The sequence below is a fragment of the Nesterenkonia maliinae genome, from assembly GCF_051262655.1.
Classification (GTDB): domain Bacteria; phylum Actinomycetota; class Actinomycetes; order Actinomycetales; family Micrococcaceae; genus Nesterenkonia.
The window spans coordinates 55,651-77,575 of sequence record NZ_JBIMEY010000003.1 but is presented as its reverse complement, the minus strand read 5'-3'; the positions used below and the strand labels follow the sequence as shown (position 1 = coordinate 77,575).

Here is a 21,925-nt window from a genome sequence, read left to right as displayed (position 1 = left end):
CCCGCGCTATCTCCATGCCTGGAAGGTTCCTCTATGACCGTCACATCCGTCCGTCGCAGCTCCACGCTCGCCCCCGACGCCACCGAGTTCTCCGCCCGGCACATCGGGCCCACCTCCGAGACCGCCGCCACGATGCTGGAGACGCTCGGCTACGACTCGCTCGCCGACCTCGTCGACGCCGCGGTCCCCGAGGCGATCCGCCAGCCCGAGCCGCTGAACCTTCCCGAGGCGCTCACCGAGGCCGAGACGCTGCAGGCGCTGCGCGGCTATGCGGAGAAGAACCAGCCCCGTGCGCAGATGATCGGTCAGGGCTTCTACGACACCCACACCCCACAGGTGATCCTGCGCAACGTGCTGCAGAACCCCGCCTGGTACACCGCCTATACCCCGTACCAGCCTGAGATCTCCCAGGGCCGGCTCGAAGCGCTGCTGAACTTCCAGACCATGGTCGCTGATCTCACCGGCCTCGACATCGCCAACGCCTCACTGCTGGACGAAGCCTCCGCCGTGGCCGAGGCCATCCTGCTGATGCGCCGCGGCAACAAGAAGCGCGCCACCGCGAAGATCGTGCTCGACGCCGACATCTTCCCGCAGACCCTCGCCGTGGTGGGCGGCCGGGCCGACGCGCTGGGCATCGAGATCGAGACCGTGGACATCGCCGCTCACGGTCTTCCCGAGGGTGAGATCTGCGGACTGGTGCTGCAGCAGCCGGCAAACTCTGGCGCCGTCGTCGACCACCGCGCGGTGATCGCCGAGGCCAAGGAGCGCGGCGCGATGGTCACCATCGCCGCGGACCTGCTCGCCCTGACCCTGATCACTTCACCCGGCGAGCAGGGTGCTGATATCGCGGTGGGAAGCTCCCAGCGCTTCGGCGTCCCGCTGTTCTTCGGCGGCCCGCACGCGGCCTTCATGGCCGTGAAGTCCGGGCTGCAGCGCCAGCTCCCAGGCCGACTCGTCGGAGTCTCCAAGGACGCCGAGGGTCGCCCCGCCTACCGGCTCGCCCTGCAGACCCGCGAGCAGCACATCCGCCGCGAGAAGGCCACCTCCAACATCTGCACCGCCCAGGCGCTGCTGGCCGTGGCCGCCTCGATGTACGCGGTCTATCACGGCCCCGAGGGGCTCACCCGGATCGCGAAGCGGGTCCATGGCCACGCCCGCACCCTGGCGGCCGCGCTGCGCGACGCCGGCCACGAGCTCATCGCCGAGTCCTTCTTCGACACGGTTCAGATCCGGCTGGACTCCCACGATCAGGCCGAGAAGGTCATCGCTGCGGCCGAGGCCGCGGGGGTGAACCTGCGCCGGGTCAGCGAAGACGTCGTCGGGATGTCCACCGATGAGACGACGACGCCGGCGCAGCTCACCGCCGTCGCCCAGGTCTTCGGCGTCAAGGAGCCCCTCCCGGTCGCGGATCCCACCAGGTCCGCCGCGCAGTCTGAGTCCGCCGCGCAGGACCAGGGCTTCGCGTTCCCCGAGTCCCTGACCCGCACCTCGGAGTTCATGACCCACCCGATCTTCCACGAGGTCCGCTCCGAGACGCAGATGATGCGCTACCTGCGCCGCCTTTCGGACCGCGACCTCGCCCTGGACCGGACCATGATCCCGCTGGGCTCGTGCACCATGAAGCTCAACGCGGCCACCGAAATGGAAGCCATCTCCTGGCCCGAGTTCGCCGGGATCCACCCCTACGCCCCGGCCGCGCAGACCACCGGTTGGCGCGAAATGATCGCGGATCTGGAGTCCCGCCTCGCCGAGGTCACCGGATATGCGGCGGTCTCCATCCAGCCCAACGCCGGCTCCCAGGGTGAGTACGCCGGACTGCTGGCCATCCGCCAGTACCACCTCGCCCAGGGCGACGCCGCCCGGGACATCTGCCTGATCCCGGCCTCCGCCCACGGCACCAACGCCTCCTCGGCGGTGCTCGCCGGACTGCAGGTCGTCGTCGTCGCCACTGCGGAGGACGGCACCATCGACATGGCCGATATGGAGGCCAAGATCGCCGCGCACCCGGACCGGATCGCCGCGATCATGCTGACCTACCCCTCCACCCACGGCGTCTATGAGACCGAGGTGCGCGAGGTCTGCGCGAAGATCCACGCCACCGGCGGGCAGGTCTACATCGACGGCGCGAATCTCAACGCACTGGTCGGCCTCGCCCAGCCCGGCGAGTTCGGCGGCGATGTCTCGCACCTGAACCTGCACAAGACCTTCTGCATCCCCCACGGCGGCGGCGGACCCGGCGTCGGCCCGGTGGCCGTGGCCGAGCACCTCCAGCCATTCCTGCCGAGCACCTCCGTGGGTGCCTCCTGGGCCACCGGGGAGCACGAGGGCGAGGGTCGCGACGGCGCCCCCGTCACAGCCACTCCCTTCGGATCCGCCGGAGTGCTGCCGATCTCCTGGGCCTATCTCGCGATGATGGGCTCCGAGGGCCTCACCAGCGCCACCGCCCACGCCCTGCTGAGCGCGAACTACATCGCCGCGAAGCTCAAGGAGCACTTCCCGACCCTCTACACGGGGGAGCACGGGCTGATCGCGCACGAATGCATCCTGGACCTGCGCGAGCTCACCAAGGCCTCCGGGATCACCGCCGAGGACGTCTGCAAGCGGCTCATCGACTACGGCTTCCACGCCCCCACTCTGGCGTTCCCAGTGAACGGGACGCTGATGGTGGAGCCCACCGAGTCCGAGGATCTGGCCGAGATCGACCGGTTCATCGCCGCGATGATCGGGGTCCGCGCCGAGATCCAGGACATCATCGAGGAGCGGATCAGCGCCGCGGAGTCCCCGCTGCGCCTGGCCCCGCATCCGGCCGCCGTCGTCGCCGGCGATGCCTGGGACCGGGCCTACCCGCGTGAGCAGGCGGCCTTCCCGGTGCGCAACCTGCTTCAGGACAAGTACTTCCCGCCGGTGAGCCGGATCGACGGCGCCCACGGCGACCGCAACCTGATCTGCTCCTGCCCACCGCCGGAGGCCTTCGAGCTCGAGGAGAGCACCGCATGAGAGAGACCGCGCTGAGCGCCGCCCACGCAGACCTGGGTGCCAGCTTCACCGACTTCGGCGGCTGGAAGATGCCGCTGAAGTACACCTCGGAGCTTCAGGAGCACCGTGCGGTGCGCACCACCGCCGGACTCTTCGACCTTTCACATATGGGCGAGATCCGGATCGTCGGCCCCGACGCCGCGACCTTCCTGAACACCGCGCTGGTGGGCAACCTCGCCGCGGTCAAGATCGGCAAGGCGAAATACTCGCTGATCTGCCGGGAGGACGGCGGAATCCTCGATGACCTGATCGCCTACCGGATCGATGAGAACGAGTACCTGCTGGTCCCCAACGCGTCGAACCGCGAGGTGGTCGCCGCGGCGCTCACCGAGCGCGCCGCCGCCGGCCCGGTCCGCGACGGCGCACCCGCCGACGGCGACTCCTCCAGCAGTGCCGGCTTCGACGTCGAGGTCTGGGACGAATCGGAAGGCATCAGCCTGATCGCGGTCCAGGGACCCGCGGCGCAGAAGATCATCAGCTCCGTGGTCCGCGGCAATGAGACCTTCCTGGTCGAAGAACTGGGCTACTACGCGTTCACCACGGTGAGCATCGGCGGCGACGAGATCCTGCTCGCCCGCACCGGCTACACCGGCGAGGACGGGTTCGAGCTGTTCCTGCCCAATGACAAGGCCCACGCCCTGTGGTTGGCGCTACTGGAGGCCGGGTCCGACGACGGCCTGGTCCCCTGCGGTCTGGCCTGCCGGGACTCGCTGCGCCTGGAGGCCGGGATGCCGCTCTACGGCAACGAGCTCTCCACCGAACGGGTCAGCTTCGAAGCGGGCCTGCCGGTGGTCTCTCTCAGCAAGGAGGAGAACTTCGTCGGCCGCGCCGCTCTGGAGGCGGCTAAGGCCGAGGGACGCGGCAAGACCACAGGGCAGCGGCTCGTCGGGCTCAAGGGGCTGGGCAAGCGCGCCGGCCGCGGCGGCTACCCGGTGCTCGCTGCGGAGGGGGAGAATGCCGGTGAGACCGTGGGTGCGGTGACCTCCGGGCTGCCCAGCCCCACCCTGGGCTACCCGATCGCGATGGCCTACGTCGACATCGCCCACACTGAACCGGGCACACGGCTCGATGTCGATCTGCGCGGCAAGCCGCAGCCTTTCGAAGTGGTCCCGCTGCCCTTCTACCGCCGCGAACGCTGACCGGACCAGGATTCGAGACTCTCCATGACCATCAGCATCTTCGATCTCCTCCGGGTCGGCATCGGGCCATCCTCCTCCCACACGGTGGGACCGATGCGTGCCGCCCGACGGTTCGTGACCGAGCAGCTTGCCAGTCCCGAGGCGCTGGCGCGGACCGAGTCGGTGCAGGTGGACCTCTACGGCTCGCTCTCGGCCACCGGACGCGGGCATGCCACCTTCACTGCAGTGCTGCTGGGGCTGGAGGGCTGGGACCCGGAGACGATCCTGCCCGAGCAGGTCGACTCCCGACTCGCCGCCATGGAGGCCACCGGCAGGATCCAGCTGGCTGCCCAATCGGGCGCCCCGCAGCAGGATCAGCAGCAGGACGACGCCGACGCGCAGGAGGCCGGTAAGGAGATCCCGCTGCGGGTGGAGGACTTCATCCAGCGTCCGCTGACCGTGATGGACCGGCACACCAATGCGATGACGCTCACCGCGCTCGACGCCGGAGGAGAGCAGGTGGCCAAGGAGATCTACTACTCGATCGGGGGAGGGTTCGTACTCTCGGAATCCGATGCGGTGGCCTCCGACGCCTCGCTGGGGGAGGCGCTGGCCACCCCGGACGCCGAGGTGCCCTATCCGTTCACCACCGCCGCCGTGCTCATGGAGCACTGCGCCCGCTCCGGCCTGCCGGTCTCCCGGGTGATGCTGGCCAATGAGCGTGCGCTGCACCTCGCCCGGCACGGCGGCACCGAGGAGGAGGCCGACGCGGAGATCACCGCCAAGGTGCTGCACCTCTGGCAGGTCATGGAGGACTGCAAGAACTCAGCCCTGGAGCGCGAGGGGCACCTGCCCGGAGGGCTCAAGGTCCGGCGTCGTGCGCCCGACTGGCACGCCCGGATGTGGAAGGACGATCCGGGCCGCACCCACGCCTACTGGCAGGAGTGGGTGAACCTCGTGGCGCTGGCGGTCAATGAGGAGAACGCCTCCGGCGGACGGGTGGTCACCGCGCCGACCAACGGTGCCGCCGGGATCATTCCCGCCGTCGGGTTCTACGCCACCCACTACGGGCCCGGCGCGAGCTACTGCGGGGAGGAAGAGCGCGAGGACATCGCCGTGCGGTTCCTGCTCACCGCCGCCGCGGTCGGGGTGCTCTACAAGGAGCAGGCGTCGATCTCCGGCGCCGAGGTCGGCTGTCAGGGTGAGGTCGGCTCGGCCTCCTCGATGGCCGCCGCCGGGCTCTGCGAGGTCCTCGGCGGGACCGCCAAACAGGTGGAGAACGCCGCCGAGATCGCGATGGAGCACAACCTGGGACTCACCTGCGATCCGATCGCCGGACTCGTTCAGGTGCCCTGCATCGAGCGCAACGCCATGGCAGCAACTAAGGCGGTCAACGCCGCCCGGATGGCGCTGATGGGCGACGGCGATCACCGGGTCTCCCTGGACGAGGTCATCGTCACGATGCGCGAGACCGGCAAGGACATGTCCTCGAAGTACAAGGAGACCGCACTGGGCGGGCTGGCGGTCAACGTCGTCGAGTGCTGAGTGCTGAGTGCTGAGTGACGACGGTTCGCCCCGGCGCCCAGCGCTCCCGCTAGGCGAAGGCGGAGTACCCGGTCAGGTCGCGCCCGATGATCAGGCTCTGCACGGACTCGGTGCCCTCATAGGTGTGGATCGCCTCGATGTCGGCCATGTGGCGCGGGACCTTGTTCTTCAGGAGGATCCCGTTGCCGCCGAGCATGTCCCGGGCGACCTGGGCGATCGCCCGGGCCTTGCGGGTGTTGTGGTACTTCGCCAGCGAGGCCTGCGGGCCGGTGAGGGTGCCGGCAATATCCCGTTCGGTCACCTGGCGCACGTGCAGCTGCATCGAGGTCAGCTCCGAGACCATCCAAGTCAGGCGCTCCTGGACCAGCTGGAAGCTGGCCAGCGGGCGGCTGAACTGCTCGCGCTGCTTCGAATAGCTCAGGGCCGCCTCCACCAGCGCGGAGGCATGCCCGACGGCGGACCAGGCGACTCCCAGCCGGGTCGCGAAGAGCACCTTAGAGGCGTCCTTGAAGGTCCTAGATCCCGGCAGCACGGCGTGGGCGGGGACCTCGACGTCCTCGTACTGGATCAGCGCCTGGTGGATCGCGCGCAACGACGCTTTGCCCTGGATCACCTCGGCTCGATAGCCGCGAGTGTCCTGATCGACCAGGAAGCAGCGCACGTTGCCGTCGTGGACGCCGCCGACGACCCGGGCCCACGTGAAGGTCAGGCCGCCGGATGCACCGTTGCCGATCCACTTCTTGGCACCATTGATCACGTAGTAGCCGGAGTCCTCATCGCCGACCAGCCGGGCAGTGGTCTCCAGCGAGACCGAGTCCGAGCCATGCGTAGGCTCGGTGAGCGCGAAGGACCCCAGCGTCTCGGCGGTGGCCAGCTTGGTCAGATGCTCCGCCTTCTGGTCCGCGGAGCCGAAGTAGGCCAGGGTGCGCAGCGCGAGCCCGCCCTGGACGGCCAAGGCGGTGCCCAGAGAGCCGTCGGCTCGAGAGGTCTCCATGTTTACCAGTCCGGCTGCCATTGGGGAGAGGGTCTCCATGGAGGCCTCGGAGACGTCGACGCCGTCGGTCAGCAGTCCCAGCCCGCCAGCCTTCCGGACCAGGTCCACAGGGTACTCGGCGTGCTCCCAATGCTGGGCCATCCGGGTCTCGAGCCCGGCGGAGAACTCGCGGGCGCGAGCCCACCACTGCCGGTCTGCCTCGGGGAGGTCGTCGAAGACCCCGTAGTAGTCGAGGTCCTGCGCGGTGGAGACGTCATAGATCGGGTCAACCGAGGCATCGGGGGCATGATGTGTCATGGCACACATGTTACTCGATAGTCACTATGAAGTGGAGCACAGGTCTACCTTCAAGTTGGAGACGAAAGTCCACTAGTCAGAAGCTCGCGACTCCCGAATACTTACTAGTGGACGTGCATCAGCGATGCACGATTCAGGGAGAAGCATTGGCCTTGAGGCGTTCCGAGTTACGGTGCAAGGGTTCGGAGCAGGACCTCGGCTGGTGTTAGTGCTCGGGCGGTGGGAACGGCACCGTCCGAGCCTCTCTGTCTCAGGGCTGCTTTCAGCGCAGGCGGAGTTTGATGCCGGAGACCTGCACGCTCCATATGCCCTCAGCGGGTGAACCTGCCTCGATGGTGCCGCCATAGGTCGCGGCTCGGTCCTTCATGCTGATCAGCCCGGTTCCTGACGTTGCGTGCTTCGGGGCTGGGGCCTGGTGGGCATCGGTCCGGTTCGTCACGGCGAGGTCCACGGTGGCCTCCTTGACCTCGAGTTCGATGGCGCAGTCATTGATGCCTTGACCGCGTGCCCCGTGCTTGACCACGTTCGTGGTGCACTCCTGCAGAATCCGGTACAGACAGGCCTCTACGGATTGAGAGATCGAGCTGAGGTCCCCGTGCACCGAGGTCTCCACCGTGAATCCCAGGTCTTCGAGGCGCTCGGTGAAGCGCTGCAGGCCCGACTCCAGATCCAGCTCCGGGGCATCGCCGGGGGCTGCGCCGATGATGTTCTCACGCTGCAGCACTAGCAGCACGCGTCGGAGATCGTGAAGCGCGGCGCCGGCGGACTGGGAGATCTGCGACAGTGCCGCGGCTCGCGACTCCGGTGTCCCGGTGGCCGCAGCGACTTGGGTCTGCATTGAAATCACCGTGAGGTCATGGGCGAGGATGTCGTGGAGGTCCCGCGCGATCGAACGGCGCTCTCCGGCGAGCGCGTCTTGATGGACGGCTCGCAGATGCATGAGCTCACGATCGGCCGTCAGGCGAGAGACGAGATGTCTTCGAGTAGCTCGACCTGCGAAGTACGACAGGCACATGACTGCAGCTGTGGTCACGCCGAACCCCACGACGAGCAGAGGCACGGGCTGTGCCAGGCCCACGCTGATGGCGACGCCAATGGCGAGCATGAGGTACAGCCGCCGGAACCATTTCGAGCAGTACAGTGCGGACAGGCCGCTGAACAGGACGACCAGCAAGGCAGTCTCAAACTGGGAGTCCACTATCCCGCCGACGGCCGCGCCGAGCAGGGCGGCGGTAGCTCCCGCAGCTGGATGGAGCCACAGTAGGCATACCGCGAGGATCCAGATCAAGTACCCGTACTGGAACGTCCTGCTGGTGTACTCCGCTGCAATCGTCATGCCGAGAACGATGTCTGCAGATATTCCGGCGACGGTAATCAGAGTGAGGCTGCCAAGAACACGACGGCTTGGTGCTAGATCGTTCGAAAAGGTCACTCTCAAGGATACGCCTTACTGCCCAATACTAGCGAGGGGTCAGCAGGCTGAAGACCTTGGGAAGGCTGCACAGATGAATGAGCGGAAGAAACCCTCAACTTCGAATCCTGTAATATCGAAGAAACCAAGAACTAAAGTTGCAACAAAGGTGATAGCAACGGCGATTTGGTATGCAAACAAAGACAGGGACATTATTTTGTTCCTTTCGGGGGTATGCCTCAGAAGTTTTAGCGTGTAAACTTAGAATATGGTGTGCCTAGATTTAGGTATAGTGGACTTAAGTACCTAATTTAGACAGAACTCCCCGGTTTCGGTACCCGCCCGGGCTTCGAGGGGTCCGATCCTCGCGGGCCGATGATCGGGTCCGATACTGTAGGACACCGCGCCAGGTGTCACAGGCCGAGAAAGAACAGGTTCAGCCATGCTTCGTCTTGTCGTTGCAGACGACCACCCGATCATGCGTGCGGCTCTGCGCGCTTACGTGGACTCCGCCCCCGATATGGTCTGTGTAGGCGAAGCTCAGAACGGCGTCGAGGTCATCGAGCGGGTGCGTGAAGAGAAGCCCGACGTCGTGATCATGGATCTCAAGATGCCCGTCATGGGCGGGGTCGAGGCGACGGCCGCGGTCATGGCGATCGCCCCGGAGACCTCAGTCCTGGCCGTCACCACGTTCAGCTCGGAGGGGCACGCGCTGCAGGCGCTGAAAGCCGGGGCCAAGGGGTATATCGTCAAGGACGCCACAGCGGAGCAGGTGCTGGAGGCCATTCGCCAGGTCCACGGCAGCTCGGTGCCGATCTCGCCCGACGTGGCGCGCAGACTGGAATTCAACGCGGTCAACGAGGCCGAGGAGTTCTCCGTCGCGCTCGCGGGATCGGACTACCTCCCACGGATACCGCCCCGCGAGTCAGAGGTCTTGAACCTCCTCGCCAGGGGCTTCAGCAATCGCGAGATCGCCACGCGGATGGTCTTGACCGAAGGAGCTGTGAAGGCGCACCTCGGACGGCTCTGCGCTCGATTCGGCGTGCGGGACCGGGTCCAGCTGCTCATTCGTGCCACCCAGCTGGGCCTGATCGAACCGCAGCTCGAGGACATGGCCGCGGAGGCAGACGACACCTGATCAGTCGCGGGTCAGTCGCGGAGACCGCCCTGCCACAGCGCATCAAACGGGGTGTTGCCTGTGACGCGCTGACGGATGCCTGCGGTGACGAACTCCTTTGCCCGGCGAGCCGCCTCGCGGGGCGCGCGTCCCTTGGCCAGCTCCGCCGCGACCGCAGCGGCCAGTGAGCAGCCAGCCCCGGAGACCGCATGCTCGCCGATTTTCGGCGCGCTGAGCACCTCGATGCCCTCCGCGTCGACGAAGACGTCAACGGCCTCGCTGCCCGGGAGTCGTACTCCGCCCTTGGCGAGCACTGCAGCCCCGGAGAGCCGGTGGATCTCTGCGGCGGCGGCCTGCAGGTCCTGCAGGGTCTCGACCTTCATCCCGGAGAGCTGTTCGGTCTCAAAATGATTCGGCGTGACAAAGGTGGCCAGCGGGAGCAGCTCGGCCTTGAGTGCATTGTCGGTGTCCTGCGCGTGACCGGGCTCCTGGCCCTTGCAGATGAGCACCGGGTCCAGCACCAGGTTCTTGGGTTTCCGGGCGGCGATCGCGGCGGCCACTGTCGAGATCGTGGCGGGGGAGCCCATCATGCCCAGCTTCACGGTGTCCAGCACCTCTGGCCCGTAGTTGCCGAAGATCGCTTCGATCTGGTCCTCGATCACCTGAGTCTCCACCGGAACGAAGCGGTGGTTCCACTCATCCTTGGGGTTGAAGGACACGATGCAGGTCAAGGCGACCATGCCGAAGGTGCCGAGTTCCTGGAAGGTCTTCAGGTCTGCCTGCGCCCCGGCGCCCCCGGTGGCTTCGGATCCCGCGATGGTCAATGTCATGGCAGGAGTTGAAGTGGTCTCAGGCATTCTCAGGGTCCTTCTGGTCGGAGGTCGTCGCGGGGGAGGGGTTCCCGACCGGGTTCCGGGTCGGGCTTTTGTCCGGGCTCGATGTGAGGGCCTCGGCGTCGTCCTCTGTCGGGTCTGTGACACGCGCCAGCGGTTGCGCCATCCAGCGGCCGATCCCGAGCAGGATGCCGGCCGGGAAGCCGATCAGCGGGATGAGCATGGGAACCAGTCCACCGGCGCCGACCACGAGCACCACGGGGCCGTAGAGCAGGCCCACGAGCACGTAGCCGAGGATATGCACGGTGGGTCGCAGCTGGTGCCGGTAGAGCCAGTTGACCAGCAGGGTCCCGGGGATGCCGACGACGACGGCCGCCGCAGCGATCAGCGGGATCAGCGGCGCCAGGAATCCGTCCTCGTTCAGACCGGGGATGAAGCTCAGCGCGATCAGCAGACCGCCCATCACCGCCGTGGGGATGAGCCAGGAGACGATCCAGCCGGCCAGTCCGAGCCGGAGCACCGGACGGGGTCCGGCGTCCTGCTGCCGGGATGGTCTTCTGCGGCGGACGGACTTCTCGGGGGCGGGAGTGGTCATTGGCCTGATTCTACCGGCCGGAGCTGGTGACGCTCAGCCGGTGTGACCCAGGTGAGCCAGGGCCTGGCGGATCAGCTTCTCCCGGCCACCGAGGAACTCGGCCTGCACCTCGGGGCTGAGCACCTGGTCTGGCGTCATCCAGCTCAGCTCCAAGGCATCCTGGCGTGGAGAGCAGTCCCCGGAGACGGGCACGATGTAGGCCATCGAGACCGCGTGCTGCCGGTCGTCGACGAGTCCGGTCTCAGAGGGGTAGGGGAAGTACTCGGCCACCGCGAAGGGCACGGGGGAGGCGGGGATCTGGGGCATCACCATCGACCCGAGGTCCTTCTCGATGTTGCGCAGCAGCGCCGCCCGGATGGTCTCCCGGTAGATCACTCGGCCGGAGACGACGGTCCGGTAGAAGTGTCCTTCGGCGTCTGCGGTGTAGAGAAGTCCCAGCTCGGTGATGCAGCCGAGGGGATCGAGCCGCACCGGGATCGCTTCGACGTAGACCATCGGAAGTCGACGCCGAGCCTCATAGAGGTCATCCTCGTTCAACCATCCGGGGTTCGGATCTGGGGTTCGAATGCTCATAGTCCCATCATGCACCACAACCGAGCCCGTCGCCGGTCAGGGCGACGCTGCGGGTCACTCCTCGGTCGCGAAGTCCACCACGAGCCGGGTCGGCTCTTCGAGCAACTGCATCTGGAAGGGCAGCTCCTGGTCAAGCCCGATCAGGTACTGGGAATGCGCTTCGAAGGGGCCCTGGATGAAGATCTCCTCGAATACACCGCCGCGGTCGCGTTCGTAGTACTCCTGCGCGGGAAGGGCCTCAGAAGATTCCTCTCCCGGGGCCCAGGACGGCCCGTTCACGTTGATCTCAAGGATGTGATCCCCGGCGACCTCGATGGGTTCCCCGCGGCCAAGCTCAGCCGCCGAGTCGGTGTACTCTCCGCGCCAGCTAGGGACCCCGTCCCCGCTGAACTCGAAGACCACCCGTTCGAAGCCCTCATGGACGCCGGAGCGGATGTCGACCAGGTGGTAGGGCTCGTCACCGACGGTGAACTCACCGGGGAACCCGGCAGACTCCTGCACTTCGGTGCTGAAGTCTGATGAGGCGCCGGCGTCGTCCCGGTCTTCGGGCGCCGACGAGGTCTCAGGGTCCTCTGGCGGCTCGGTCTCGGTGGGCTCCGCAGAGCCTGCTGACTCCGCGGAATCCTCCGGCTCGGCAGACTCCGTTGGCTCCTCCGATTCCTGCGCGCCGTCGGCGGCCTCGGGGGTGTCCGTCACGGCGGAGTCCTCCGAGGCGGCGGCATCCTGGCCCTCCTCGGGGGACCCGCAGGAGGACATGAGCAGCAGCATGGCTGCTCCGAGTGCGGTGATTTGGCTCTTGCGCTGGTCCCTCATCGTGCCTCCTGTGCGGTGGTCCAGATGGTGCTGGGTCAGATGATGTCTTCGAGCGGGCGCCCCATAGCCGCGCGTCGCTCCGCGTGGTTGATCTTGTGTCGGCGAGATTCGGTCGCCAGGATGACCACGAAGGCTCCCATCGCGGCGCAGATGGCGACCCAGACCGAGGTCACGTCGGAGAGCAGCCGGGGGAAGATCAGCCAGAACATGCCCCAGCCCATACCCAGTGCCACGGCGATCCTGCCGCGTTCGGTCATCGCGTAGTAGGCGGCGGCCCAGATGCAGATCCCTAGGCCGATCAGTGCCCAAATCACCGCAGGGATGCCGGGGACGCGCCATCCCATGGCGGTCAGCCAGATCGAGAGCGAGGACATGGCCGCGACCATCGCCCAGCCGGTGAAGAGGCCGGTGGTGGTGTCGGCGAAGCGGCGCTCGGCGCCGGTGCGGGCGGTGCGGAAGGTGAACTGCCGGATCGCGTCGATCAGCGCCAGGGACGCGGCGAGAGAGGCGAGGACTGAGAGCGTGAGCATCCCCTGATGGACGCCGAAGGTCCAGATCAACATGAACAGCGACGCCGAGCCCACCTGCCAGCCCGAGCGGCGCTGCCGAGGAGTCGAGATCTGCGTGGTGGTCCACTGGTGGACAGCGTGCGCGAGGAGGCCCAGCACGATGATGGGCCAGAGCCAGTAGAAGTTCGCGAGCGGAGAGAGCAGGGCCTGTTCGCCGGAGTACCAGCCGCCCGCGAGTTCGTCGAGCCCGTTGCCGCCCAGAATCGCCGGTGAGGCGGGGAAGATGCCGAACATCCAGATCAGCGAGGCCAACGCCGCCAGGGCACCCACCGTCACGAAGATCTGCCGGTAGAGATCCGTGCGCACCGGTGCCGGGTCGGGATCCCGGGAGGGCAGGTTGTAGGGCGGGATGTAGGTGAAGAGATCTTCCTCCTCGTCGGCGAACTCGACGACCTCCCGTCCTGTGGGCCGGTAGTTCGAGGCGGTGGCAGCCTCGATTGCCGCGGCCTTCTTCAGGATCACGTCGCGCTGGCGCTGTTGATCCAGCGAGCGGCGCGGACGGGGCAGACTCAGCGGAGCCGGCTCGGATGCAGCCTCTGGACCCTCCAGGTCGGGGGTGGAGCCGTTGCGGCTGCCCGCGCGTGCCGAGGCGGAGTGCCCCCAGGAGCTTGGACCCCGGGGAGCGGGGGCGGATGGGGTCGTGCCATTGGAACGCCCTGTTGCAGGTGACTCAGCTGCACCGGGGGACTCCTCAGAGGGCGTGCGGCGGAACGCGGCACCGAGGCGCTGGGCGGCGCGTAGGAACTTCTCGTCAAGGTTGTCGAAGAAGCTGCTGAGGTCGGCCTCTCCCGCCTTGGCCTCTCCCGAAGTCGGCCGCGCCGGAGTGGGTCGACTCCACCGCACAGTGGGCTCAGAGGTGCCCGGGGTGGGTGTGGGGGATCCGGGCGTGGATGACTTCGGTGCTGCTGAACCGGTTGGCGGGGTCTCGGGGGCGGAGGTCTCGGGCTTGGGTGACTCTGGTGCAGAGGTCTCGGGTTTGGTGGACTCAGCGGCGGATGACTTTTCCGGCTGAGATGGCTCACTGACCGGCGGCTCGGTCCTGGCCGGTGTGTCCGCAGCCGGTGTCCCCGCAGTCTCGGGGCCCTCTGCTGGCGCGTCGGCTGCTGGGGCGTCCGCCGGTGCCTTCTGCGGCTGGGCAGGAGAATCTGGCTCGGCCGCAGTGGTGACGGCCGAGCTGTCCTCGGTGGACGCAGGCGAGGTCTCGGTGCCCGCGCCGTATTTCTCGGCGGCGGAGAGCGTCTCGGCGGACTCGTCCTGGGACTTCTCGGTCAAGCCCGGGTTCCCCCTCTTGGTCATAGCTGGCATGTGTAGTAGCTGCCGGAACGTCGTGCCCGGACATCGTTGCTGGTCAGCCGGCTGCCGACTCTCGTTCGGATCCCCGACGCGAACGCTGCCGGGTCATCAGCACGGTGACTCCCAACCCCACCAGGGTACCCACAACGATGGCGGCCGCCGTGCTGGCCCAGGGTGGGAGCCCTGTAGTTGTTCCCGTAATGTAACCCAAACCGACCAGCCACAGGGTCCAGGTGAGTGCGCCCAGCAGGCACAGCCCCACGATCGAGCGCCCGCCCAGGCGCATGATCCCTGCGGTGGCCATCGAGGCGGAACGGCCGCCTGGAATTCCACGGATCAGAAGCAGCCCCGTCCAGGTGGAGGCGTCTCCGGCTCGCAGCGAGATCCGCAGCATCTTCCGGTGCAGCCGCCGTCCCCACCTCCAGCGATAGAGCAGCCGGATGAGTTTATAGCGGAACAAGAGGTAGACCCCGATGTCGCCGGCGAGACACCCGAGGAAAGTGACCGCGAGCACCAGCAGCAGCGGGAAGATGTCCTCAGCCGCCATCGTGCCGGAGGCGATCACCATGACTTCAGAGGGGAACGGCGGCACGAGTGCGGTGAACGCGACTGCTACGGCCAGGACCACGAAGTAGTAGAGCCCCCACTCCTGATACAGCGCCGGATCGCCGAGGTCGTTGAGGCCGATGGCGATCGCGGGGTTGATCACTGCGGAGACTCCTGAAGGGTTCGAGACGAGATGAAGCTGCGGCGCACCCCGGTCAGCGGATCGGTGAAAGCGAGCGTCTTGGCCAGCAGTTGGAGCGGCTTGTCGAATTCATCAGGCGCATCATCGAGAAGTTCCGGATAGAAACGATCATTCAGAATACCTAAACCGAGAAGCGCCATGTGAATGCGTAACTGATGAGTCTTTCCTGTGTGCGGATTGAGTCGGAAGTGGCCGACGTCGTGACCCGACGGGCTGCGGCCTGTGGACAGCAGCTCGATCTGGGAGGAGGAGTTCGCTCCGGGGATGGCCTCGGTCCGGCGCTTGCCCTGCCGAGCGGTGCGGTCATGGGGGCGCTTGCCCGAATGCTCCGGGTCGTAGGAGGCCAGCTGTGAGACCACTACGCCCTTGGTCTTCTCGATCTTGTTGCGCACGGTGAGCGGGAACCGCGCCGCCATCGTCTCGGGGCTCATTCCCGCCGGGGTGGCGCTGACGCATTCGTAGGACTTCTCCACCACACGGTTCTCGAAGAGCAGCTGATATGCCCCTCGGGTCTCCGGCTGTTTGGAGAACAGCACGACGCCGGCGGTGCCTCGATCCAGCCGATGGATCGGCACCAGGTCGGGAAGCTCCAGGGTGTTGCGCAGCCGGACGAGGAGGGACTCCTGGACATAGCGTCCGGCCGGGGTGGTGGGCAGGAAGTGCGGCTTGTCCACCACCACCAGGTGCTCATCCTCGTAGATGAGCTCCTCGGTCACCGGCAGCGGGACCTCCTGGCTGACTGAGCGGTAGTACCAGAGGAACTCGAGGTCCCCCAGCGGGGTGGAGGTGCTCAGCGGTGTGCCGTGGACATCGACGACGTCGCCATCGTCGAAGCGTCGGGTGATCCCGCCGTGGTCGATGTGTCCGAAGGTCTCCAGCACGTAGTCATGGACGGTGGGCCAGGGTCCGGTGAGCGGGACCCGTAGGCGCGTGGCATTGACGCCGTTGCGCACGGGGAGAGGAGACTTCTGTGTCACAGCGCGGTGTCTAGGGAGGTCAGCGGGGCGGGGCTCAGCCCCAGACCGGCGCCTCGGCGGTGGCGGTGGGCTCGGGGTGTCCCAGGGGCTGGTTGACCTGCCAGGACATGCCGAAACGGTCCTTGATCCAGGCGAAGTTGGTGGCGAAGTCGTAGTCGCCGGGCTCCATGAGGAACTCTCCTCCGGGGGCGAGGCTGTCCACGATCTGGTTGAACTCCGCGGTGGAGTCCACGACCACGGCCACCGAGATCGAGGGCGTGAAGCTGAACGGGTGCTTCATCAGGCTGTCCTGGATCATCAGGACCTGCCCGCCGATCTTCAGCTGGGCGGTGGCGACCAGCGGGACTGGGATGGTGATGACCTCTTCCTGATCATCGGCGTCTTCGCTGTGCTCGACTGTGATCAGGGTGGTGTCCGTGGACTCCGCGTCGGTGGGCTCAGGTGCGCTGGACTCCTGCGCGATCTGCGCGGCGCCTTCTGCACCGGCGAGGTCTTCCTGGCGCGCGGAATCCTCCGGGACCTCCGTGTCGGCGGCGTCCACGGACGAAGCCTCGACGGACTCCGCTTCGACGGAGGACGGCGGGGTGGGGTCGTAGATCTCAGTGCCCGCGGGGTGATGCACGATCTCCAGCAGTTCGGCGTCAGGGAAGACGTCGAGATAGTGGTCGATCGCTTCTTGGGCCTGACCCTGGAACATCAGAAACGGAATGCAAAGAGTCATGACCTCAGCCTAGCCGGAAACTCTGGGTGCGCCGTGACTGTGCGCGGCGCTGAGCTGGTGCGGTGATCAGGTGTGGCGATCACGGCGCGAACCTCAGCCCCGAGGGAGAGGAGTTGAATCCGGCGTCGCGCAGCAGCTGTCCCAGCGGGTGGGTGAGGATCCGGTCACCGTTGACCCGTTCCACCGCGATCCGTCCGGTCTTGGCCGCACGCAGGGCTGGCACCAGCGCGCGCGAGATCAGGTCCATGGTGGCCTCGTCCTCGGTGAAGAGCAGCAGGGTCCTGCCGCCACGTTCCATGTAGAGCACCAGCTTTCCGCGGTAGAGCACGACGACGGCGCCGGCTTTGCGTCCGGGGCGGTGCGTGGAGCTCTCCAGCTCGGGCCAGTCCAGGGCCGCGCCATAGGGATTGGCCGGGTCTGTGGCGGCGAGCACCACCGCGGCGTCCTGCTTCCTGCCTGCACCAGAAGGCCGCGCACCGGAGATCTCTGTTCCGGAGGTCGCCGCCCCCGAACCGGGCGCCCTGGAGGTTCCGGGACCTGATTCGGCGCTGTCCTGTTCGGCGGCGTCCTCGAGGCGTTCGGAGATCCAACGGAGCTGGTCGATGGTCGCCGAGGAGGTGAACTGGGCGGCGCCGAGCTGTTCAATGAAGTAGCCGCGCCGGATCTGCCCCGAGTCCTCCGCCGCGGAGAGTACCTTGTACACCGCTGCGAACCCACCCTTGGCGGAGGCCCCGAGTCCCGACTGCTGCTCGGACATCACCGAGCCGCGGGTGACCACCCCGTAGCGGTCCAGCAGGATCTCAGCGCGGGTGTGCGCGGCGACGGTGGCGTCCACGGAGCCGTGGGGGACCAGCTGCCAGCGCCCTCCGGCGCCGCCGCCCGTAGGTCCGGAGGCAGAGCTGGCGCCGGTCCGGGCGCGGTGTGATTCGGTGGCCCGGCGCAGCGCCATGCGGCGTGAGGTGTGCCGCGGCCGCGCTGGGGTGGGCTGCTTCTTGTGTGCGGTGGTCCCGGTGGACATGAACCGGCGCATCGCGGCAAAGCTGTCGGGGGCGACCCGTCCGGCCCAGAAAAGCTCCCAGAGTGCGTTCTTCGTGGTCTCTCGAGAGGTGGTGAGATCGGGGTCGAGCTGATCGTGCAGCGCCTCGATGAACCAGGCGCCGCCGCGGGCCAGGACCTCGAGGATGGCGTCCTGCAGCGCGGTCGGGGTGAAGTCTTCGCCGTTGCTGCTGAGTCCGGCAGTGCCGGGCTGGTTCAGCAGGGCTTCGGCGTCCTCGCGGGGGTAGAAGGCGAGCCAGCCGTCGTGGCCGCTGAGCGCGCCCTTCCCCACAGCGAGGAATTCCCCGGCGGAAAGCAGCTCATCGAGCATCCCGGGGCGGTAGTCGGGGATCCGGGCGGGAAGGATGTAGGACTCCCAGGCGCTGGCGGGTGCCGCCGCCCCGGAAAGCTGCGCCAAAGACTCCGCCACGGCGGAGACTCCCGAGGAGGAGGAGCCCTTGCCGCGGGCCGCGGTGATGCCCTGCCATTCCAGCAGGAACTGGGCGTAGGCGGGGGTGGGCACCGGTTCCACCTGGGCGCGCAGCGCGGCAAGGGACCGGCGGCGGATCCTGCGCAGCATCTCGGCGTCGCAGTACTCCACGGTGCCGGGGCGGGCATCGGAGGGGATCACCCGGTCGGGTCGGAACAGGCCCTCGACCACCCGGTGCTCGCGGACCAGCCTGGTGAGCGTGTCCACGACGACGGCGCGGCTGAGTCCCAGCTCGGCCGCCGCCTCGTCCACCAGGAAGGGGCCGTGGGTGCGGGCATAGCGTCCGACGAGGTCACCGAGCGGGTCGTCCACCGGGTCGAGGAACGCGTAAGGGATGCCGACCGGGATGGGGGTGCCCAGGCCGTCGCGCAGCCGGGAGGCGTCCTCGATCGCTGCGTAGCGCTCCTCGACCTGATCCTGCTCGCCGGGGGAGCCAGACGGGGAAGAGGTCGTGCCGGAGCGCCACATCACCCGGAAGGCGCGCTGATGCGAGACGAGGGCCTCGGCGTGGTCTTTGGCGGGTTCGCCCTCCTCGAGCCGGGCGGCGAGCTGCTCCGCGGTGAGCGGACCGAGCAGGCGCAGCAGGTCCGCGACGCCTTCTTGCCCGCGCAGGTGCCGGGAGGGAAGCAGCCGTTGGGCGTAGGCCTCGGAATCGGCGATGATCGCGGCGTCGAGGAACTCGCGCAGCTCCACCCGTCCCAGCAGCTCACCGAGCAGGGCCGGGTCCACCGAGAGTGCGGCGGCGCGCCGCTCCGCCAGCGGGGAGTCTCCTTCGTAGAGGAACTGAGCGATGTAGCCGAAGAGGATCGACTGGGCGAAGGGGGAGGGCTTCGGGGTGGTGGTCTCCACGATCTTGAGCTTGCGCTGGGTGATGCTGCGCAGCAGCTCCAGCAGCGCGGGCATGTCATAGACGTCCTGGAGGACCTCCCGCATCGCCTCCATGATGACCGGGAAGTCCGGGTAGCCGGAGGCGACCTCCAGCAGTTGGGAGGACCGCTGGCGCTGTTGCCACAGCGGGGTGCGCTGGCCTGGATTCTGCTTAGGCAGCAGCAGGGCCCGTGCCGCGGCCTCACGGAACCGACCCGCGAACAGCGCCGAGGAGCTCACCTGCCCGGTGACCAGGTCCTCGAGCTCGTCCGGGTCGAACGCGAAGAGCTCCGCGCCGGGCGGATCCTCATCCATCATCGGCACGCGCAGCACGATCCCGTCGTCGCTGGCCATTGCGGAGCCGTCGAGGCCGAAGCGGTCGTGCAGGCGCTCGCCGACCGCCAGCGCCCACGGGGCATGCACCTGCAGTCCGTAGGGGGAGAGCAGCACGATCCGCCAGTCCCCGAGCTCGTCCTTGGTCTGCTCCACCACCAGCGTGGTGTCGCTGGGAAGCACCCCGGCGGCCTCCTGCTGCTCGGTGAAGTAGCGCAGCAGATTCTCCTGGGCCCAGGTGTCCATGCCCAGCGCGGTGAGCCGCTCGGCGGTGGGCTCGGCGGCGCCGGCGTGGACCTCCCGGGTGAAGCGACCCAGCGCCCGGCCGAGCTCGGCGGGACGGCCGAAGCCGTCCCCACGCCAGAACGGCAGCGAGGCGGGCTGCCCGAAGGCCGGGACGACCAGCACCCGGTCGAACGTGATCTCCTGGATCCGCCAGCTGGTGGCGCCCAGCGCGAAGACGTCACCCACCCTGGACTCGTAGACCATCTCCTCATCGAGCTCACCGACCCGACGGCCCCCGGAGCGGGCAGAGCCTGAGTCTTCCCCACCGGCGAGGTAGACCCCGAAGAGTCCGCGGTCCGGGATGGTGCCGCCAGAGGTGACCGCGATTCGCTGGGCGCCGGGGCGTCCGGTGATGGTGCCGGCGTCGCGGTCCCAGATCACTCGGGGGCGCAGCTCGGCGAATCGGTCGGAGGGGTATTTGCCGGCCAACAGGTCCAGGGTGGCCTCGTAGGCAGAGCGCGGCAGGGTCGCGAAAGGGGCGCTGCGGCGCAGGGTCTCGAACCAGGACTCCACATCCAGCGGGTCCATCGCGGAGGCGGCCACGGTCTGCTGGGCGAGGATGTCCAGCGGGTTGCGCGGAATGTGCAGCGCTTCGATCTGCCCGGCGAGCATCCGTTCGACGATGACGGCGGTGCTCACCAGGTCCCCCCGGTGCTTCGGGAAGAACCAGCCCACCGAGACCTCACCGACCTGGTGCCCGGCGCGCCCGATCCGCTGCAGGCCGGCAGAGACCGCGAAGGGGGCCTCCACCTGGATGACGAGGTCCACGGCGCCCATATCGATGCCCAACTCCAGGGAGGAGGTGGCGACCACGCAGCGCAGCTGGCCCGATTTCAGTGCCTCCTCGGTGAGCTTGCGCTGTTCCTTCGAGACCGAACCGTGGTGGGATCGGGCCAGCGGGGCAGGCTCGCCGGTCTCAGGGTCAGCCCCGGCGGTCGTCGCGTCGTCGTCGTCGGAGGTGTTCTGAGGGGCGGGCGGCTGGCGCTCTGACCAGATCTCGTTGATCCGCCCGGTGAGCTTCTCCGCCAGTCGGCGCGAGTTCACGAACACGATGGTGGAGCGGTTCTCGGTGACCAGGTCCACGATCCGGTGCTCCACATGAGGCCAGATGCTGGGCTGCAGCGGCTGGTCGCTGAGCAGCGGATCGCCCAGCAGATGGTCATCCGCAGGGAACGCGTCGGGCGGTGAATCCAGGGCTGAGGTGTTCGCAGGGATGGACGGCGTGTCGGGTTCGGCCCTGCCGTTGGAGGCGGCGTGGATCGGGGTCGCGCTCGCGGGCGGGCTGGCGCTGACGGGCGGGGCGGTGGTGGGCGAGGCGAGGTCTTCGACCGGCACCGAGACGGTGATGTCCCACTTCTTCTCCGACTTCGGGGCGACGATCTCCACCGTCGCCGAGCCGCCCAGGAATCGGGCGACCTCCTCGCGGGGCTCTACGGTCGCGGAGAGCCCGATCCGCTGGGCCGGGGACTCCAGCAGGTTGTTCAGCCGCTCCAGCGAGACCGCCAGGTGGGCGCCGCGTTTGGTGCCGGCCAGGGCGTGGACCTCATCGATGATCACGGTCTTGATCCCGGCCAGGGTGCTGCGGGCTTGGGAGGTGAGCATCAGGTAGAGGGACTCGGGCGTGGTGATCAGGATCTGCGGGGGCTTCCGGACCAGGTCCCGACGCTCCTTGGGTGTGGAGTCGCCGGTGCGCACCCCCACGGTGATCTCTGCCGGCTCCGCGGCGGCGCCCTCGGCGGCGAGCCGGCGGGCGGTGTGCGCGATTCCGACCAGCGGGCTGCGCAGGTTGCGTTCGATGTCCACGCCGAGTGCCTTCAGCGGGGAGATGTAGAGCACCGAGGTGCCCGCGGTGGGCTCGGCGAAGAGCCGGTCGATGGACCAGAGGAAGGCCGAGAGCGTCTTGCCCGAACCGGTGGGCGCCACCACCAGCGCGTTCTTCCCGCGCGCGACGGCGTCCCAGGCGCCGGCCTGCGCGGCGGTGGGCTGCCCGAAGGATGCCTGGAACCAGCGCCGGGTCGGCTCGGTGAAAGGTTCCAAGGCGGTCATGGTCTTATTCTAGAGGCCGCTACGGACATGTCTTGACGCGTCTGGCACCAGATCGAGTGGGCAGCTTGCGGTGGAATACTCGCTCGTAGGAGCCTCCATTCCGCCGCGAACTGCCCACGAGGTGCCAGGCCTCGGAGCATGGCGGTCCACGCCGCGTCAGGAGTACCCTGAGCCTCGGTCAGCGGAGCATCGAGCACAGCCGGGTGAGCCTCCGCGACTGACACCTCGG

At 67.8% G+C, this 21,925-nt stretch carries 16 protein-coding genes; 5 read left to right on the top strand and 11 right to left on the bottom strand.

From position 1 onward, the window contains the following. The first annotated feature begins 33 nt into the window (after window positions 1-33). Genes gcvP through ACHAA4_RS07245 form a run of 3 tightly spaced genes read left to right on the top strand, consistent with a single transcriptional unit; the run spans window position 34 to window position 5,699 of the window. Window positions 34-2,997, top strand: a complete 2,964-nt coding sequence (gene gcvP / locus ACHAA4_RS07255) for an aminomethyl-transferring glycine dehydrogenase (RefSeq protein ID WP_435773529.1) — start codon at window positions 34-36, stop codon at window positions 2,995-2,997. After that, a complete protein-coding gene (gene gcvT / locus ACHAA4_RS07250) occupies window positions 2,994-4,175 on the top strand; it encodes a glycine cleavage system aminomethyltransferase GcvT (protein WP_435773528.1) in 1,182 nt (393 codons plus the stop codon). Before gcvP ends, gcvT begins: the two co-directional genes overlap by 4 nt. A gap of 24 nt (window positions 4,176-4,199) precedes the next feature. Then, window positions 4,200-5,699, top strand: coding sequence for an L-serine ammonia-lyase (locus ACHAA4_RS07245; protein ID WP_435773527.1), 1,500 nt, complete (start codon window positions 4,200-4,202; stop codon window positions 5,697-5,699). Between the two features lie 49 nt (window positions 5,700-5,748). Here ACHAA4_RS07245 and ACHAA4_RS07240 read toward each other — a convergent pair whose 3' ends face one another. Together ACHAA4_RS07240 and ACHAA4_RS07235 are read right to left on the bottom strand one after the other, a co-directional pair. After that, complete coding sequence (locus tag ACHAA4_RS07240; protein ID WP_435773526.1) at window positions 5,749-6,990, bottom strand: acyl-CoA dehydrogenase family protein; 1,242 nt, start codon at window positions 6,988-6,990, stop codon at window positions 5,749-5,751. A gap of 262 nt (window positions 6,991-7,252) precedes the next feature. Further along, window positions 7,253-7,930, bottom strand: coding sequence for a sensor histidine kinase (locus tag ACHAA4_RS07235; protein ID WP_435773525.1), 678 nt, complete (start codon window positions 7,928-7,930; stop codon window positions 7,253-7,255). A 73-nt stretch (window positions 7,931-8,003) separates the two neighbouring features. Here ACHAA4_RS07235 and ACHAA4_RS07230 point away from each other — a divergent pair, with 73 nt between their 5' ends. Further along, on the top strand, window positions 8,004-8,660 hold the full coding sequence (locus ACHAA4_RS07230) for a hypothetical protein (RefSeq protein ID WP_435773524.1): 657 nt from the start codon (window positions 8,004-8,006) through the stop codon (window positions 8,658-8,660). Window positions 8,661-8,843: 183 nt separating this feature from the next. After that, entirely contained in the window at window positions 8,844-9,539 is a 696-nt protein-coding gene (locus tag ACHAA4_RS07225) for a response regulator (protein ID WP_435773523.1), read from the top strand. 11 nt (window positions 9,540-9,550) lie between these two features. On the opposite strand, the gene thiD is transcribed toward ACHAA4_RS07225, so the two are convergent. The 9 genes from thiD to ACHAA4_RS07180 form a co-directional block, all read right to left on the bottom strand. Beyond that, on the bottom strand, window positions 9,551-10,375 hold the full coding sequence (gene thiD, locus ACHAA4_RS07220) for a bifunctional hydroxymethylpyrimidine kinase/phosphomethylpyrimidine kinase (protein WP_435773522.1): 825 nt from the start codon (window positions 10,373-10,375) through the stop codon (window positions 9,551-9,553). Further along, a complete protein-coding gene (locus ACHAA4_RS07215; RefSeq protein ID WP_435773521.1) occupies window positions 10,368-10,946 on the bottom strand; it encodes an MFS transporter in 579 nt (192 codons plus the stop codon). The genes thiD and ACHAA4_RS07215 overlap by 8 nt, the downstream gene beginning before the upstream one ends. Before the next feature lie 33 nt (window positions 10,947-10,979). Continuing rightward, entirely contained in the window at window positions 10,980-11,519 is a 540-nt protein-coding gene (locus ACHAA4_RS07210; RefSeq protein WP_058887432.1) for an NUDIX hydrolase family protein, read from the bottom strand. Window positions 11,520-11,573: 54 nt separating this feature from the next. Continuing rightward, a complete protein-coding gene (locus ACHAA4_RS07205) occupies window positions 11,574-12,332 on the bottom strand; it encodes an AMIN-like domain-containing (lipo)protein (RefSeq protein WP_435773520.1) in 759 nt (252 codons plus the stop codon). Window positions 12,333-12,367: 35 nt separating this feature from the next. Then, window positions 12,368-14,197: a TspO-related membrane protein gene (locus tag ACHAA4_RS07200; protein WP_435773519.1), complete on the bottom strand. Its 1,830-nt coding sequence runs from the start codon at window positions 14,195-14,197 to the stop codon at window positions 12,368-12,370. 52 nt (window positions 14,198-14,249) lie between these two features. Then, the gene (locus ACHAA4_RS07195) at window positions 14,250-14,903 is read right to left on the bottom strand and encodes a DedA family protein (protein ID WP_435773518.1); all 654 of its coding nucleotides are present in this window, start codon (window positions 14,901-14,903) and stop codon (window positions 14,250-14,252) included. Then, complete coding sequence (locus ACHAA4_RS07190) at window positions 14,900-15,919, bottom strand: pseudouridine synthase (RefSeq protein WP_435773517.1); 1,020 nt, start codon at window positions 15,917-15,919, stop codon at window positions 14,900-14,902. Before ACHAA4_RS07190 ends, ACHAA4_RS07195 begins: the two co-directional genes overlap by 4 nt. Window positions 15,920-15,953: 34 nt before the next feature. Next, entirely contained in the window at window positions 15,954-16,640 is a 687-nt protein-coding gene (locus ACHAA4_RS07185; protein WP_435773516.1) for a VOC family protein, read from the bottom strand. Between the two features lie 79 nt (window positions 16,641-16,719). Beyond that, window positions 16,720-21,696: a DNA glycosylase AlkZ-like family protein gene (locus tag ACHAA4_RS07180; RefSeq protein WP_435773515.1), complete on the bottom strand. Its 4,977-nt coding sequence runs from the start codon at window positions 21,694-21,696 to the stop codon at window positions 16,720-16,722. Window positions 21,697-21,925: the final 229 nt, after the last annotated feature.

Coding starts and splice junctions, on each gene's coding strand:
- ACHAA4_RS07180 (WP_435773515.1), bottom strand. CDS start 21,696: ATGACCGCCTTGGAACCTTTCACCGAGCCGACCCGGCGCTGGTTCCAG.
- ACHAA4_RS07230 (WP_435773524.1), top strand. CDS start 8,004: ATGACTGCAGCTGTGGTCACGCCGAACCCCACGACGAGCAGAGGCACG.
- ACHAA4_RS07185 (WP_435773516.1), bottom strand. CDS start 16,640: ATGACTCTTTGCATTCCGTTTCTGATGTTCCAGGGTCAGGCCCAAGAA.
- ACHAA4_RS07235 (WP_435773525.1), bottom strand. CDS start 7,930: ATGCATCTGCGAGCCGTCCATCAAGACGCGCTCGCCGGAGAGCGCCGT.
- ACHAA4_RS07225 (WP_435773523.1), top strand. CDS start 8,844: ATGCTTCGTCTTGTCGTTGCAGACGACCACCCGATCATGCGTGCGGCT.
- gcvP (WP_435773529.1), top strand. CDS start 34: ATGACCGTCACATCCGTCCGTCGCAGCTCCACGCTCGCCCCCGACGCC.
- ACHAA4_RS07240 (WP_435773526.1), bottom strand. CDS start 6,990: ATGACACATCATGCCCCCGATGCCTCGGTTGACCCGATCTATGACGTC.
- ACHAA4_RS07205 (WP_435773520.1), bottom strand. CDS start 12,332: ATGAGGGACCAGCGCAAGAGCCAAATCACCGCACTCGGAGCAGCCATG.
- ACHAA4_RS07210 (WP_058887432.1), bottom strand. CDS start 11,519: ATGAGCATTCGAACCCCAGATCCGAACCCCGGATGGTTGAACGAGGAT.
- ACHAA4_RS07245 (WP_435773527.1), top strand. CDS start 4,200: ATGACCATCAGCATCTTCGATCTCCTCCGGGTCGGCATCGGGCCATCC.
- ACHAA4_RS07200 (WP_435773519.1), bottom strand. CDS start 14,197: ATGACCAAGAGGGGGAACCCGGGCTTGACCGAGAAGTCCCAGGACGAG.
- thiD (WP_435773522.1), bottom strand. CDS start 10,375: ATGCCTGAGACCACTTCAACTCCTGCCATGACATTGACCATCGCGGGA.
- gcvT (WP_435773528.1), top strand. CDS start 2,994: ATGAGAGAGACCGCGCTGAGCGCCGCCCACGCAGACCTGGGTGCCAGC.
- ACHAA4_RS07215 (WP_435773521.1), bottom strand. CDS start 10,946: ATGACCACTCCCGCCCCCGAGAAGTCCGTCCGCCGCAGAAGACCATCC.